General features: G+C 61.2%; 15 protein-coding genes. 10 read left to right on the top strand and 5 right to left on the bottom strand.

Annotated features, from left to right (window positions below; translation table 11 throughout):
• The first annotated feature begins 122 nt into the window (after window positions 1-122).
• Genes NW833_RS02620 through NW833_RS02610 form a run of 3 tightly spaced genes read left to right on the top strand, consistent with a single transcriptional unit; the run spans window position 123 to window position 2871 of the window.
• Complete coding sequence (locus tag NW833_RS02620) at window positions 123-434, top strand: DUF6825 family protein (protein WP_414409672.1); 312 nt, start codon at window positions 123-125, stop codon at window positions 432-434.
• Window positions 431-2152: an ABC1 kinase family protein gene (locus tag NW833_RS02615; RefSeq protein WP_414411455.1), complete on the top strand. Its 1722-nt coding sequence runs from the start codon at window positions 431-433 to the stop codon at window positions 2150-2152. Before NW833_RS02620 ends, NW833_RS02615 begins: the two co-directional genes overlap by 4 nt.
• The gene (locus NW833_RS02610) at window positions 2152-2871 is read left to right on the top strand and encodes a Stp1/IreP family PP2C-type Ser/Thr phosphatase (protein ID WP_414393273.1); all 720 of its coding nucleotides are present in this window, start codon (window positions 2152-2154) and stop codon (window positions 2869-2871) included. Before NW833_RS02615 ends, NW833_RS02610 begins: the two co-directional genes overlap by 1 nt.
• A gap of 132 nt (window positions 2872-3003) precedes the next feature.
• Here NW833_RS02610 and NW833_RS02605 read toward each other — a convergent pair whose 3' ends face one another.
• Window positions 3004-4248, bottom strand: a complete 1245-nt coding sequence (locus NW833_RS02605; protein ID WP_414411454.1) for an ABC transporter substrate-binding protein — start codon at window positions 4246-4248, stop codon at window positions 3004-3006.
• Between the two features lie 250 nt (window positions 4249-4498).
• On the opposite strand from NW833_RS02605, the gene NW833_RS02600 reads away from it, so the two are divergent.
• Window positions 4499-5317, top strand: a complete 819-nt coding sequence (locus tag NW833_RS02600) for an ABC transporter ATP-binding protein (RefSeq protein ID WP_414393270.1) — start codon at window positions 4499-4501, stop codon at window positions 5315-5317.
• Window positions 5314-6021, top strand: a complete 708-nt coding sequence (locus NW833_RS02595) for an ABC transporter ATP-binding protein (RefSeq protein ID WP_414411453.1) — start codon at window positions 5314-5316, stop codon at window positions 6019-6021. Before NW833_RS02600 ends, NW833_RS02595 begins: the two co-directional genes overlap by 4 nt.
• Before the next feature lie 8 nt (window positions 6022-6029).
• On the opposite strand, the gene recN is transcribed toward NW833_RS02595, so the two are convergent.
• Window positions 6030-7736: a DNA repair protein RecN gene (gene recN, locus NW833_RS02590; protein WP_414411452.1), complete on the bottom strand. Its 1707-nt coding sequence runs from the start codon at window positions 7734-7736 to the stop codon at window positions 6030-6032.
• Between the two features lie 99 nt (window positions 7737-7835).
• Complete coding sequence (locus NW833_RS02585) at window positions 7836-8156, bottom strand: hypothetical protein (protein WP_414411451.1); 321 nt, start codon at window positions 8154-8156, stop codon at window positions 7836-7838.
• Window positions 8157-8258: 102 nt separating this feature from the next.
• On the opposite strand from NW833_RS02585, the gene NW833_RS02580 reads away from it, so the two are divergent.
• Window positions 8259-8879 carry a pseudouridine synthase gene (locus NW833_RS02580; protein WP_414411450.1) on the top strand — a complete coding sequence of 207 codons (621 nt, stop codon included), beginning with the start codon at window positions 8259-8261 and terminating at the stop codon, window positions 8877-8879.
• On the opposite strand, the gene hisB is transcribed toward NW833_RS02580, so the two are convergent.
• Window positions 8862-9482, bottom strand: a complete 621-nt coding sequence (gene hisB / locus NW833_RS02575; RefSeq protein WP_099812743.1) for an imidazoleglycerol-phosphate dehydratase HisB — start codon at window positions 9480-9482, stop codon at window positions 8862-8864. The genes NW833_RS02580 and hisB overlap by 18 nt on opposite strands.
• A 121-nt stretch (window positions 9483-9603) precedes the next feature.
• Between hisB and NW833_RS02570 the strand changes: the two genes are divergently transcribed.
• The 4 genes from NW833_RS02570 to NW833_RS02555 all read left to right on the top strand — a co-directional run bounded on the left by NW833_RS02570 (window position 9604) and on the right by NW833_RS02555 (window position 14132).
• Entirely contained in the window at window positions 9604-11013 is a 1410-nt protein-coding gene (locus NW833_RS02570) for a RecQ family ATP-dependent DNA helicase (protein WP_414411449.1), read from the top strand.
• Window positions 11014-11121: 108 nt separating this feature from the next.
• Window positions 11122-12858, top strand: coding sequence for a glycoside hydrolase family 3 N-terminal domain-containing protein (locus NW833_RS02565; protein WP_414411448.1), 1737 nt, complete (start codon window positions 11122-11124; stop codon window positions 12856-12858).
• A 236-nt stretch (window positions 12859-13094) separates the two neighbouring features.
• Complete coding sequence (locus NW833_RS02560) at window positions 13095-13451, top strand: c-type cytochrome (protein ID WP_414405465.1); 357 nt, start codon at window positions 13095-13097, stop codon at window positions 13449-13451.
• 9 nt (window positions 13452-13460) lie between these two features.
• Complete coding sequence (locus NW833_RS02555) at window positions 13461-14132, top strand: diacylglycerol/polyprenol kinase family protein (RefSeq protein WP_414393257.1); 672 nt, start codon at window positions 13461-13463, stop codon at window positions 14130-14132.
• Between the two features lie 105 nt (window positions 14133-14237).
• On the opposite strand, the gene NW833_RS02550 is transcribed toward NW833_RS02555, so the two are convergent.
• Entirely contained in the window at window positions 14238-14525 is a 288-nt protein-coding gene (locus NW833_RS02550; protein ID WP_414405467.1) for a helix-turn-helix domain-containing protein, read from the bottom strand.
• Between the last annotated feature and the right edge of the window lie 58 nt (window positions 14526-14583).

Here is a 14583-nt window from a genome sequence, read left to right as displayed (position 1 = left end):
GGACAATTGCTTGCGGGACTGCCGGGCCGATGCTCCGAGGCTGTTTGGCTGGGGGGGCTCGGCAGTTCGGTTGCGGCAAGATTCGTTATAATCTGGGTGATGCTTCTTAACACTTGGGCTACATGAGGAATCCCGTTGTGCGAGCTTTTTTCGTCGGCAAAGCAGTGGCCGATGTTCTGCGCGAGCGTTGGGAAGGCGCTCTTGCCGACCTTGCTGCGGAGGTGGGCAAGCTGTGGGCAGAGCTGCAGGAGGGCTGGCAGACTTTTGCCCAGGATGTCATGGCCCGAGCTGAGGCGGAAGCATCGCTAGCTACCCAAGAGATGGCCTCGTCCACCTACAAGGTGGAGGATTTGCAGGCAACTCTAGATGACCTGCGGGCCGAGGTGGCGCAGCTACGCTCTGAGTTGCAGAAGTACCGGAATCGAAGCGCTTGAAGGCAAGCACAGCAAAGGGATCCAAGCCTGCTAAGCCCTATACCGCCTACCGGTGGGCCCGAGAGAACTACAGCCGTTGGGGCCGTCTTTTCGACATCTGGCGCTTTGTGCTGACCTGGCTCTTCTATCTCTGGCTGGATCAGCAGGCCTGGAGCTATGGGGGGCAGCCCACGCCAGAGCGAAAGGCTAAACGCCGCCGCGCCCGAGCCATTTGGATCCGCGAGACGTTGCTCCACCTCGGCCCTACCTTTATTAAGGTGGGGCAGTTTTTCTCCACCCGCGCCGATCTCTTCCCCTCCGAGTACGTCGAGGAGCTGTCCAAGCTGCAGGATCAGGTGCCCGCCTTTGGTTACGAACAGGTGGCGACCATCGTGCAGCAGGAGCTCGGCAAGCCCATTGAGCAGATTTACAGCTACTTCGATCCCACCCCTTTGGCGGCAGCCAGCTTGGGGCAAGTGCATCGCGCCAAGCTAAAAAGCGGCGAAGAAGTGGTGGTGAAGGTACAGCGGCCGGGCTTGGTGCAGCTATTTACCATTGACCTGGAGATCGGTCGCGGCATTGCTGAGTTTTTTCAGCACCACACCCCGTGGGGTGGAGCGGGCCGCGACTGGATTGGCATCTACGAAGAGTGTCGCCGCACCCTCTGGGAGGAGGTGGACTATCTCAACGAGGGCCGCAACGCCGACACTTTCCGCCGCAACTTTCGCGACATGCCCCAGATTGCTGTTCCCAAGGTGTACTGGCGCTACACCTCCCCCCGTCTGCTGACATTGGAATACCTGCCAGGGATCAAAATTAGCGACTACGAGGCGCTGAGCGCGGCGGGATTGGATCGCAAGGCTTTGGCCCGCTTGGGGGCGGAGGCCTATCTGCGGCAACTGCTCAAGGACGGCTTTTTCCACGCCGATCCCCACCCCGGCAATATTGCCGTCAAGCCAGATGGCACGCTGATCTTCTACGACTTCGGTATGATGGGGCGCCTTCGCCCCGGCATCAAGGAAAAACTGGCAGGTATGCTGGCAGCGGTGGTGGCCAAAGATGCCGAGCAGGTGGTGGCCCTGCTGGTGGAGCTGGGTGTTCTAGTACCCACTGCCGATCTGGCACCAGTACGCCGCTCGGTGCAGTACCTTCTGGATCACTTCCTAGACAAACCCTTCTCCAGCAAGCTGGACGAGATCTCGGTGGCGGCCATCAGCGAAGACCTCTACGAGCTGGCCTATGAGCAGCCGTTTCGCTTCCCCGCCACCTTTACCTTTGTCCTGCGAGCCCTCACGACCCTGGAGGGGCTGGGAAAAGGGCTGGATCCGGAGTTTAACTTTATTGAGGTGGCCAAGCCTTTTGCAGAGGAGCTCATGAACAGTAGCCAACCGGAGAGGGAAACCCTGCTGGCTCAGGTCAGCCGCCAGGCGGTAGAGTTTACCAGCACCAGCCTTAGCCTGCCCCGCCGCCTGGAGACGGCCTTAAGTAAATTGGAACAGGGGGAGCTGCGCCTGCGGGTTCGCTCCAGTGAGACGGAACGCCTGCTGCGTCAGCTCAACTCGACGGGCTGGGGCACCACTTACGCGGTGCTGTTTGCAACTTTTTTTCTTAGCGCCACGCAGCTATTTTTGGCTGGGCATGCTACTTTAGCGATGGTCACCCTGGCCTTGGCTGTCTTGGCCGCCGCGGCGCTGCTCAGGGTACTCTTAAAGGCAAAGGAATTGGATCGGCTGAGGTGATGCGACGCTATGCTGGCGCTACGGATCCGGGCAAGGTTCGCAGCGGCAATCAGGATGCTTACTACTGCGATCCGGAAGGTCGCTACTTCATCGTTGCCGATGGCATGGGTGGACATGCAGCAGGAGCCGTAGCCAGCCAGCTGGCAGTTGAGACCATTCGAGCCTATTTGGATCGAGGCTGGGAGATGGTGCCGGCGCCCAAGCTCCTCAGCGAAGCAGTGGAAGCCGCCAACGAGGCCATTCTCAAAGATCAGCGGGAAAACCCGCAACGGGCAGACATGGGCACCACTGTGGTGGTGGCGATGGTGGATCCCAACAACAATTGCTGGAGTGCTCACATCGGCGACTCCCGCCTCTACCGCCTGCGCGGATCCCAGCTGCAGCAGATGACGGAAGATCACACCCTAGTCGCCCGCTCGGTTCGCCAGGGGGAGTTAACCCAAGAGCAGGCCCGCATCCACCCCTGGCGGCACATCCTTGAGCGCTGCCTGGGCCGGCCTGACACAGGGCCACCTGCTATCCAACCCATTACCCTGCTTCCTGGGGATCGCCTCCTGTTGTGCAGCGATGGACTAACCGAGGAGCTGGACGACGAAGTCATTGCCGAATATTGCTTGAAGGTGCCAGACCTGGAGCAGCTTGTCCTGGAGTTAATCGAGGCAGCCAAAGAGCGAGGGGGCCGGGACAACATCACGGTCGTCATTGCCGAGTACGCGTGACGTCCTCCCCTCAATGAGGGTTGGCCTTACCCCAAAATCCAACGAGTGGGAGTTGCGCTGGCAGTGAAAAGCAGGGGCTTGCCAGTCATCTCCCCAGCAAACCCCTACTCGTCGAAAACAGCAGCCCAGTCTTTAGATCTTCGGCTCAAACACCTTCAAGTCTACGATCTTCCCGCCCTTGAAGGTCCAGTGGGCAAAGGTTCCGGCTACGTCTCCGTTTTCATCGAAGTCCAGCGAGCCAGAAGCGCCAGTGTAATTGATGTCTTCCCCTTTCTTCAGCAGCTCCACCGCCTTGGCCCACTCGCCAGGCAGGATTTCGGTGCCAGGGGGATTGGCCACTTGCCGCAGGGCATCGCGGATAGCAGTGCCATCGGTGCTGCCCGCTTTTTGGATGGCCAGAGCCAGAAGGAAGGCAGCATCGTAGGCAGTGTCGATGTAGGGAGTGGGGGGCACTTCCCCGTAGGCAGCTTTGTAGGCTTGAACAAAGCTCTGGTAAGCCTTGGTGTCAGTGCGGGCCTGGGGCGAAGTGCCAATGGATCCCTCTAGCTTGTCTGCCCCCACCTGGGCAGCCAGATCAGGAGAGCGCATGCCGTCTGTTAAGACAAAGCGCTTAAATAGCCCCCCTTCCAAGGCTTGCCGCAAGATAACCGCGCCGTTTTCTGGATAGCCAATGACCACCAGCGCCTGGGGGTTCCCTTCCTTGAGCTGATCCAGCTCGCCGCGGTAGGAAGCTTTGCCTGGCTCGTAGGGGACGGCCTTGGTGATCTTGCCCCCCCGCTTCTCAAAGGCAGCCTTGAAACTGTCGGCTAGACCCTGGCCGTAGTCGTTGTTGATGTAGATAACAGCCAGGCGATCCAGCTTCTCTTCACGGGTAATCTGCGCTAGGGCTACCCCTTGGAAAGCATCGGAAGGAACGGTGCGGAACAAAAAGTCATTGTCGTCCAAGGTGGTGATGGTGGGCGCGGTAGAGGCCGGTGAAATTTGCGGAATCTTGCTGGGAACCGTGACTGTCGTGGCCACCGGAATGGTAACGCCACTGCCCAAAGCGCCAACAATGGCGGCCACCTTCTCCACGTTCACTAGCCGCTTGGCGGCATCAATAGCCGGCTGGGCTGACGTCTGGTCATCCGCCTCCACCACTTGAATTTGAGATCCGAGGACGCCGCCAGCTTCGTTGATCTGCTTGAGGGCCAGCTTGATGCCCTTGAGGCAGTTCTCCCCATAGGCCTGCAGGTCGCCCGTCAAAGACAGCAGCGCTCCTATCTTAATCGGGGCTTTGGCTGCTTGCTGAGCTGTGCTTGGCAGCAGGGTGGTGGCCAGCGCCGCTGCCGTCAGGGCTGCCGCCGTCGCGAAGGCCCGCCGGGTCAGTTTGTGCATGGGAGACATAACCAAGAACCTCCAATGAGCTCCAATGAGGGAATAAAACTGCAATTCTCAAAGGTCGATGGTATAGAAGTAGACGTTAGCCCACCTCAAGGGGTTCCCTCCAAGAGCCAACCCAACCCCTGCCAGGGGGCTTCTTGGCAAGCCTATCGGCGAGTTTGGTTAAATAAGCTTCTTTACCCTACGACGAAAGCTCATAAAATAGTGAATCTACTAGGGAATGGAGCTTTCCCAGGGTAGCGGTGTGATCGTTATTGACAACATCTCCAAACAGTTTGGCGGCGTCAATGCCCTAGATCACTGTTCCTTCCGCATCGAAGCTGGTCGGATCACGGGCTTGATTGGTCCCAACGGGGCGGGGAAAACAACTCTTTTCAACATCATCGCCGGTTTTATTCGGCCCAATAGCGGACGCATCTGGCTAGATGGGGAAGACGTCACGGGCTTGCCTCCCCACCAGTTGTTTCAACGTGGGCTGGTGCGCACCTTCCAGATCCCGCGGGAGTTTGGCCGCATGACCGTTCTGGAAAACTTAATGGTTGTTCCTCCCCATCAGGCTGGAGAAAACCTATTTAACGCCTGGTTCCGCTGGCGGCGAGTACAGCGGCAGGAGCGCCAGCTTCAGGCTCGGGCTGAAGAAGTTTTGGAACGGCTCAACCTCATCCACCTGCGGGATCAACTGGCAGTCAACCTTTCGGGCGGGCAAAAGAAGCTGCTGGAACTGGGACGCACCCTGATGACCGATGCGCGGGTCATCCTCTTGGACGAGCCGGGGGCTGGGGTCAACCGCACGTTGCTGGCAGACCTAATCCGCTTTATTGAGTACCTCAACCGCGAGCGCGGCTGCACCTTCTGCATCATTGAACACGACCTGGATCTGGTGACCCGCCTTTGCCACCACGTGGTGGTCATGGCGGGGGGAAGGGTGTTAACCCAGGGACCCATGCAGGAAATTCGGCAAAACCCTGCCGTGCGCGAGGCCTATTTGGGATCCATCGCTTTAGCAGATGCCCTCAGCTCGGAACCGGCCTCCACCCTCTCACCGGAGGGATCCCCGCCATGACTCCTTTGCTCGAGATTCAAGATCTCTATAGCGGCTACCGCGGCGTGGACATCCTCAAAGGGATCCGCCTCAAGGTCAACCCGGGGCAAATCGTGGTGATCATCGGCCCCAACGGAGCAGGCAAATCGACAGTGCTTAAATCCCTCTTTGGGTTGGCCACCATCCGCTCGGGCCGAGTGCTGTTCCAAGGTTCTGACATCACGCATCTTGCTGCCGAGCAACTGGTGCGGCGGGGGATCGGCTTTGTGCCTCAGACCAACAATGTCTTTCCCTCCCTCACCGTCGAGGAAAACCTGGAGATGGGAGCCTTTATCCGGCACGACGACTACACTGCCCAACGGGAGCGGGTTTACGAGCTGTTTCCGCCGCTAAGGGAAAAGCGAAAGCAAGCGGCGGGATCCCTCTCCGGCGGGCAGCGGCAGATGCTAGCCATAGGGCGGGCGTTGATGGCGGAGCCGCAACTGTTGTTGCTGGATGAGCCGACAGCCGGCCTGTCGCCGCTGTATGTCGAGCAGACCTTTGCCCTCTTGCAAGAAATCAAGCGCCTTGGCGTCAGCATCCTGATGGTGGAGCAAAATGCCAAGCAGGCCCTGAGCTTAGCGGACTGGGGCTACGTCCTCTCGATGGGAGAAAACCGCTTTGAAGATACTGGCCCCAACTTGTTGCGCAATCCCCAGGTGCTGGAGCTGTTTTTAGGGGGCTGAGGCAGGGGCTAAACAGAGCTAGCCAGCTGCAGCTGGCGCAATTGGGCTGCTTGCTTGAGAAGGGCTTCCACGAAGCTCATCGCTTCCTGGGCGGAGTGGCCGCCAGCCAGTTGGGCCAATTCTTCCCGGCGCTCTTCTTCTCCCAGAGGATCCACCCGCACGCAAGTTCGCCCTTCTTGCACCACTTTGTGAACCCGCAGGTGGTGATCCGCTAGGGCAGCAATCAAGGGTTGGTGGGTAACGCAGAGAACCTGGCGGCTACGGGCAAGCTGGTGCAGTTTGGCGGCAATGGCCTGTGCTACCTTGCCGGATACGCCGACGTCGATCTCGTCAAAGACCAGGGTAGCCACCGGATCGACGCGGCTGAAGACTGCTTTTAAGGCCAGGAGAAAACGGCTCATCTCGCCGCCGGAGGCAATGTCGGCTAGCGGTTGCAGGGGCTCCCCAGGGTTGGGACTAAACCAAAAGCTCACCTGATCCACCCCTTCGGCAGTGGGGGATCCGGCTTGAATCTGCACCTGGAACTGCACGCCGCTCATCCCCAGGGGCCTGAGTTCCTCCAGCAGGGCTCTCTCCAGTTTCCGGGCTGCCTGCTGCCGCAGTTGGGAGAGCCTCTGGCAGTGGTGCTCCAGCTCCTGGGCTGCTTGGTTCAGCTGCGCCTCTAGTTCCTCCAAGTCGGTGCTCTCGTCCCGCAGGCGGGCTAGCTCCACCTGCACCCGCTCCGCATGAGCCATCACCTCCGTCAAGGTGGGGCCGTATTTGCGGCAGGCCTGGCGCAGTTGAGCTAAGCGCCGTTCAATTTTGCTTAACCGACTGGGATCGGCCTCCAGGGCCTCGCCGTAGCGCAGCAGCTCCCGCCCCGCTTCCTCTACCTGCACGAGGGCGTTGCTAACCATTTCCGCCAAGGGGGCAAGCTCGGGATCCCGTTGAGCCATGCTCTGCAGCAGCCGCTCGGCCTGGGCCAGGAGATCGGCGATGGCTGGCGAGCCGCTGTCATTTTGGTAGAGCAGTTGGTAGGCGGCATGGCTTTGCTGCCGCAGCTCTACCCGCTGGGCCAGGCGCTCCCGCTCCCGCTCCAGTTTGCTCAGCTCGTCGGGATCCTCCAGGCGCAGGGCAGCCAGCTCTCGGGCTTGCAGCTCCAACAGATCTAGGCGCTGCAGGCGCAGTTGTTGACTCTGCTGCCGGGACTCCATTTCAGCTTTGAGCTGGCTCCAGGTCTGGTAGCAAGCTGCCACCTGGGTCCGTGCCCGCAGCAGCTCTTCGCCGCCAAAGGCATCCAGCCAACGGCGCTGGGCTTGAGGGGACTGAATTTGAGCCGTTTGCCCTTGGGCAGTGATCTCCAGCAGTTGGGAGCGCAGCCTGAGCATCTGAGCTTTGTTGACCACCACCCCGTTGACTCGCAGGCGGCTGGTGAGCTTGCCGCTACGCACCGCCAGTTCGCGGCTGCAGACCAGGCCCTCTTCCAGGGGCTCAATCTGTTCTTGCTCTAGCCAGGCTTCCAGATCGGCATTGGGTTGAAAGATAGCTTCCACTAGGCCCCGCTGGCTGCCACTGCGCAAAGCCCGCGCTGGCCCGCCCAAAGCCGCATCGAGGGCCTCGAGAATAATGGACTTACCTGCCCCCGTTTCCCCGGTAAGCACGTTGAGCCCTGCCCCAAAGGGGATCTCCAACTGCTCGATCAGGGCGAAGTTCTCAATCCGCAACAGGCTCAGCATAGGGATCCGTCGCCCGAGGCGTCGCTAGCGGTGGCTAGGGCAGTTCTGTCTCAGGTTAGCGCAGCTGCTCCTGGAGCGAGGTTAGAAAGGAGGTTGCCCTTAGGTCTCCGGCGTTTCCCCTGGTTTATCGACTTGCTCGGGCGTGGTGTCGAGGGTTTCAGGGGTTGCCGTTACTTCCTGAGCAGGAGGGCTAGGCTCGGCTTCTGGCTCTAGGGCAGCGGATCCAGTGTCAGAAGCAGCAGGCGGGATCCCGGCTTCAGGTTCAGAAGCAGCAGCGGCGGAGGGAACGGCTTCTTCTTGCTTTTGCCGCTCATAGCGGCGCCGTTTGAGGGCTTCGTCCACCCAGACGTAGACCAAGCTGAGAAGGGAGAGCCCTGCCGTTGCCACTAAAACCCAGAATAGAGTGTTGTCTATCGCCATCAGGTGCAATCCACCAAACGCTGCTGCCTGTGGAGAAATGCTGCTTCCTGAATCTTACCGTTGAAGTTGCACTGCCTAGTCCAAAGACGGAAGCCGTCTGCCATGCGCTACCTCAAGTTTTATAAACCCTACGGCGTGCTCACCCAGTTTACCGACCCGGCAGGGCGCCTCACCCTCAAGGCCTTCATCCCAGTGCCCAGCGTCTATCCGGTGGGGCGGCTAGATCGCGATAGCGAAGGACTGCTCTTGCTCACCGATGACGGCCAGCTCCACGCCCGCCTGATCGATCCCAAATTTGGCCACAAGCGCACCTACTGGGTGCAGGTGGAAGGGATCCCTACGCCGCAGGCTCTGCAACAGTTGCAAGAGGGAGTGATCATCCAGGGGCGAAAGACCCGACCGGCTGAGGTTAGAGTTCTGGCCGAGGAGCCGGATCTGCCACCGCGGGATCCGCCCATTCGCTTTCGCCGCTCCATCCCCACCACCTGGCTGGAGCTGACGCTGCGGGAAGGTCGCAATCGCCAGGTGCGCCGCATGACTGCTGCGGTCGGGATCCCAACGCTAAGGCTGGTGCGGGTAGGACTAGGCCCCCTTTCCCTAGCAGGTCTGGCTCCTGGCCAGTGGCAAGATCTCAGCGAGGCGGAGTTGGCCCGCTTGCGGCACTGCTGTTTTGGCCAGTCGCGCCGTCCCCGGCTTGGGCGAGAGTTACAGCACCCCTTTTGAGCTGGGGATCCCATCTTGTCGGCGCGGATCCCGTTCTACGGCCATGCGCAGGGCGCGGGCAAAGGCCTTGAAACTGGCCTCGACGATGTGGTGGGCATTGAGACCAGCAACCTGGCGGATGTGCAGGGTAAGCTGGGCGTGGTTGGCCACCGCCTGGTAGAACTCGCGCACCAACTGGGTTTCGTAGCGGCCAATGCGTTCGACGGTCAGCTCCAGACCATAGCTGAGGTGGGGGCGCCCGGAAAAGTCCAGCACCACCTGCACCAAGGCCTCATCCAAAGGCGCCCAAAAATGGCCAAAACGGTAAATGCCGCGCCGATCCTGCAGCGCCTGCGCCAGCGCCTGTCCCAGGGCAATGCCCACGTCCTCATTGGTGTGGTGGTCGTCGATGTGCAGATCCCCCACGGCCTTGATCTGGAGATCAATTAGCCCATGGGTGCTGAGCTGGGCCAGCATGTGGTCCAAGAAGGGGATCCCGGTGTCGATCTCGTACTGCCCTCTGCCATCGAGGTTGAGATGCACTTGAACGTCCGTTTCGTTGGTGCGGCGGTGAACCGAGGCCGTCCTGGGCTGCAGTAGGCGGGGGGAGTCGATGGCTGTCATGGCAAGGGTAGGGGAGCACTAGGAAGTCCCAGCTCTAGGATCGCACAGGTAGGGGTGTCAGAATCAGCGTCTTTCGCAAGGGGGGCAGGCGGGCTCAGGTTGCAGAGGGGGAGAGTGTTCCTTGCAGGATTGGCAGCAAGTTCAACGGGCCCTCAAGCAGTACTGGGGCTACGAGGCGCTACGCCCACCTCAGGAGCAGGTCATCCGCGCCTTGCTGGAGAAGCGGGATGCGCTGGTGGTGTTGCCGACGGGTTTCGGCAAGTCTCTGTGCTTTCAACTGCCGGCTCTGCTGCAGACAGGGCTGACCCTGGTGGTCTCGCCTCTGATTGCCCTGATGGAAGACCAGGTGCAGGATCTCTGGAAGCGCCGTCTGCCGGCGGCCTGTTTGCACAGCGAGCTGGATCCAGCTCTGCGCAAGCGGGTGTTGCGGGCTTTGGAGGAGAACCGGCTGCGTCTACTGTATCTGGGGCCGGAAACCCTCTTCAGCCCGCCAGTCTGGGAGCGGCTGCAGCAGGTGCCCCTCAACGGCCTCATTGTTGACGAGGCGCACACCTTGGTGCACTGGGGGGGATCCTTCCGGCCCGACTACCGCCGTCTGGGGTTGGTGCGCCCTGCCCTGGGCCAGCCTACCTTTCCCATTGCCGCCTTTACCGCCACTGCCGATCCCGAAACCCTCAGCCGCCTGCGCCACATCCTCGACCTGCAGAATCCGGAATGCATTCGCGCTGACCCGCTGCGAACCAACATTTCTCTCAACGTGGCGGTGGCCTGGAGCCCAGCGGATCGCCGTCGGCGCCTGCTGCGCTTTCTGGCGGAAAACCCCGGCTCGGGCCTGGTGTACGTGCGCACGCGACGGGATGGGGAGGAGCTGGCCGAGTGGTTGGGCCGCCACAACCAGAAAACCGCCACCTACCACGGCGGCCTGGAGGCGGGATCCCGCCGTCGGCTGGAGCGGGCCTGGCTGGAGGGCGAGCTGCGCTTTCTGGTCTGCACCAACGCCTTCGGCTTGGGGATCAACAAGCCCGACGTGCGCTGGGTGCTGCACTTTCACCCGCCCCCCAACTTAATGGACTACCTGCAGGAGGTGGGGCGGGGCGGGCGGGATGGCGGCCCTTGCCAGGCCCTGATGTTGGTCTCCGAGCCGACAGGCCTCTTGGATCCCACCGATCGCCAGCGCCAAGCCTATTTCTATTCCCAGCAGGAGCGCTTGCTGGCCCAGGCGCGGCGTTTGCTGCAAACGCTGCCCCCCCAGGGATCCTACGCCGACTTGCCCCCCGGAGAGACGCGGGTGGCCCTGGGCCTGCTGCAGGAGATGGGCTGTCTGCATTGGCCAGCTCCCTTTCACTTTCAAGTGCTGCACCGCCGCTGGCAGCCGCCGCCGCGGCAGGATCCCTGGCAGGGGATGGACGACTTCATCCACAGCCGCGGCTGTCGCTGGCAGGTCATCCTGCGGCATTTTGGCTACCCTGAGAACCAGCCTGGTCTGCCCTGCGGCACCTGCGACCGCTGCCGGGCTTCCCAAAGGCGCTGATGGGTGCTTGCCCAGCCTTGTGGCCAGCGATAGGATCCCCTCGCTGAAGACTTTCCTGGAGTGTCCATGGGTAGTTCTGGACCCCCGGTTGCAGCGCTTGAGCAGCCCTTGTCCCTGGCAAAGCAGGTGGCGCAACTGCTAGTGGTGCCGGTCTCGGCCCGCCTGGGATCCCAGGCTCCTCCCCGAGAGGTTCTCAAGCGGCTGATCCAAGAGGTGGGGATTGGAGGCATCTGGATTACCGATGGCCATGTGGCTGAGGCCCTGCTCCTCATTGAGGAGGCGCAGTCTTGGGCGACTCTGCCCCTTCTTGTGGCAGCCGAGGCCAGCCGCGGCCTGGCTCTGCAGGGAGCCACTTCCTTCCCCCACCCCCTGGGCCTGAGCCGCCTGGGCTCTGAGGCCGAGCGCTGGGCGGAACAGTGGGGAAGGATCACGGCGCGGGAGGCGGCGGCCATCGGCATCAACTGGCTGCTTGGCCCGGTGGCTGAGCCCCTAGGGCAGGGTCTAGCAAGACTGGCGCTGGCGGAGGAGCCACAGCTGGCGTTGCAACTGGCGCGGGCCTTTGTGCGCGGCTGCGAGCAAGCGGTTCCGGAGGGGATTCTAACCACCGCCAGAGCCTTCCCCGGCCAGGGCTGGGCAGAGGGGCGGGCCAACCCCCTGCTGTTGCTAAAGCCAACTGCTGACCCCTGGTGTCCTCGCCTAAGCCTCACCTTGGAGGAGCTGCAAGCAGGACCCTGGCTGCCGTTCCGCGGTCTGGTGGACCAGGTAGGAGCCATCTCGGTTGCGCCAGTGGTGCTGCCGGAGTGGGACGAGCGCTGGCCGCTCTCTCTTTTGCCGGGGCGGCTGACCCAGCTGCTGCGCCAAGAGTGGGGGTTTAGCGGTCTCATTGTGGCAGAGGGCCTCGACCAAAACTTCCTAGCCAACCTGGCTGATCCCCCCCTGCTGGCGGTGCGGGCTCTCCAGGCCGGCGCCGACCTCCTTTTGGCCCCTCCCGACCCTTTGGCGGCTCTCGCAGCCGTTGTGGAAGCTGTGCAGCGGGGATCCCTAGACCCCCAGGCCATTGCCCAGTCGGTAACGCGGCTGCTGCGGGCTAAGCAGCGGCTTTTTCCCTCCGCCTCCGCCCTACTCAAGCAGGTGTGGCCGCCCCTGGCAGAAACGGACTTTAGCTTGCTGCCTGGCTGGATGGGGGCTCAGGTCAACCGCGGTTTTCCCGACGAGCACTTAAAACCCTTGCTACTGGGGGATCCCCTCGCCAAAGATTCACCCCTTGCCAAGCTGTTTAGCGCCCGCTCCCATCTTCCTAGGGCTGCCCAGTTGGGATCTCTTCTAGCCGAGAGCGACATTGCCCCTTGTCAGGCAGCCATGGCCCGCGGCGGAGTGACCGGCGGTCAGCCTCTGCCTCTCCCCTTGCCGCCTGGCAGTTGGAACTGGATCTGGCAAGATCTCTCCCTGGGCGCTGAGGCAGTGCTCCTAGCCGAGTCCCCTGCCCTAAGCATTCCCGCGAGCTTGGGTCTTCCGCCCCTACTCAGCCATTCCCTTACCCCCTTGAGCTTGCTGGAGGCAGCCCTTAGCAGCGGCGGCCAGTTGATTCTCCAGGCTTTTGTCCACGAGGCTCTGCCCAACTACGTGGTGGATTGGCTAAGGCGGTGGCGGGAGCGGATAGCAGCCGTTGTTACTTATGGAAACTTGGCGGTTTGTCATCGCCTCCAGAGTTACTTCCAATGGACCAACGCCATCCACAGCCTCAACGCCGATTCCCTTGCTCAATTGGCAGTCATGCAACGCCTGTTTCCCAGCCGACCCCTGCTGGAGAAGGGCAGGCTTCAGCAAGCTGCTGCAGATCATTAAGAGAAAGTAAATGCCGTTACGGATTGTTGGCAGGAAGGGGCTCCTAAGCTATTGTATTGGTGGAAATGTAAAAGATTGAAACGTCTCTCTCAGGGTTGTCGGCTGTGCCTTTCTTTTTCCCCCACCTCGACATTTCCGGTAGCCCTCGCTTGGCTTCTGGCGGGGGAGGAGGGCAAGCCTGCTCTCAGCCCTCCAGGTGGCAGCCCCTGAGCCCATTTTTTGCCCTCCTGCAGGCGATGTGGTCAGTTGACTGGGCGAGGAACCTGGGACTGGGTCTAGCTCTTGTTGGTCTAGCGGTCTTTGGCTGGAGTTGGCTAGCGGCAGCCATGCGGCCGGATCCCTACACCGAGGCTGTTTTAAGTCTAGAAGGACAAGCCAGCAGGGGAGCCTCGCTATTTGCCCTTAACTGTGCGGCTTGCCATGGCGAAGAAGGGGATGGCCGTGTGGGCCCCAGCCTGCGGGGAGTAAGCAGCCGCCGCTCCGACCGGTTTATCATTGACCGAGTAACTAGCGGCAAAACTCCGCCCATGCCCCAGTTTCAGCCCGATCCCCAAGCAATGGCAGACTTGCTTAGCTACCTGAAAACGCTCTGAGGCCGGCTCATGGGCCTGACACAGCAGCTTGCTTGCTATGCTCTCTGGCTGGCCTCCGTTTTTGCTTTTGCGGAATGGCTGCGCTCCCAGCAGGTAGACGGCGAATGGGTGCGCAAAGTTATCCACATTGGCGTAGGCAACATCATCTTGCTGGCCTGGGCCCTCCAGGTGCCCCGCTGGGTAGGAGTGGGGTTCTCCCTGGTGTTTGCGGGCTTGGCGCTGCTCTCCTACCGCGTGGCCATCTTGCCTAGCCTAAACGGCGTTGGGCGGCGCAGCTTCGGTACTTTTTTTTACGCTGTCAGCATTGGTCTATTGCTCTTCTGGTTTTGGCGGCCCCAGCAACAAGTTTTCGCTGTCATTGGCATTCTGGTGATGACCTGGGCCGATGCCCTGGCAGGGCTGGTGGGCAAAAGCTGGGGCAAACACCTGTATCGACTGGGATCTCTCCAAAAAAGCTGGGAGGGATCCCTGACCATGTGGGTGGTGAGCAGCTTGGTGATGGCGCTGCTGCTTGTGGGGTACTTTGGCTTCTCTCCCTTGTTGCTTGCCATCAGCGTCGGGGTGGGAGGGGTGGCCATGGGCTTGGAGATGTTGTCTTGGTGGGGGCTGGACAATCTGACTGTGCCATTGGGCAGCGCCAGTCTCTGCTTTGCTCTGCTGCAGCTTCTCAACTATCTGTAACGATTGCTACCAGTTACAGGCCAGACTAAGCCCAGCCCCAGCAGGGGCTGCTCTTCTTAGCCGCCCTCGCGCTGCCGGGGAGTACGGCGGGCCTTCCCCAACAAACTAGAGGTGGGACTCGTCGCCGCTCAGCAGCCAAGTAACTGAGACCCCCAGCGCCTTGGCAAAAGCCACCAGTTCTTTGTCGATGACCCGCCGTTTGCCCTTTTCCACCTGGCCAACCTTAACGTAGTCCAAATGCACACCGTACTTGGCCAGGCGACCCGCCAGTTGATCCTGGGTTAGCTGCAACTTCTCTCGTACCCAGCGCACCCGCTCTCCAATCAAGTTGGCCGCAGGGCGGTGCTGGTCTTTTCCAGCTTGGGGGGTCTGATGGCTTCTCCGGCGCCCCATGGTAGCTTAAGCTAGCACGATTTTGTCGGAGCAGGTAGCCTAGCGGTCTCCTAGGCAT

Source organism: Synechococcus sp. O70.1, from assembly GCF_047462215.1.
Classification (GTDB): Bacteria; Cyanobacteriota; Cyanobacteriia; order Thermostichales; family Thermostichaceae; genus Thermostichus.
Note: the sequence above shows the minus strand (reverse complement) of the source record. Positions and strands in the feature narration are given on the sequence as shown.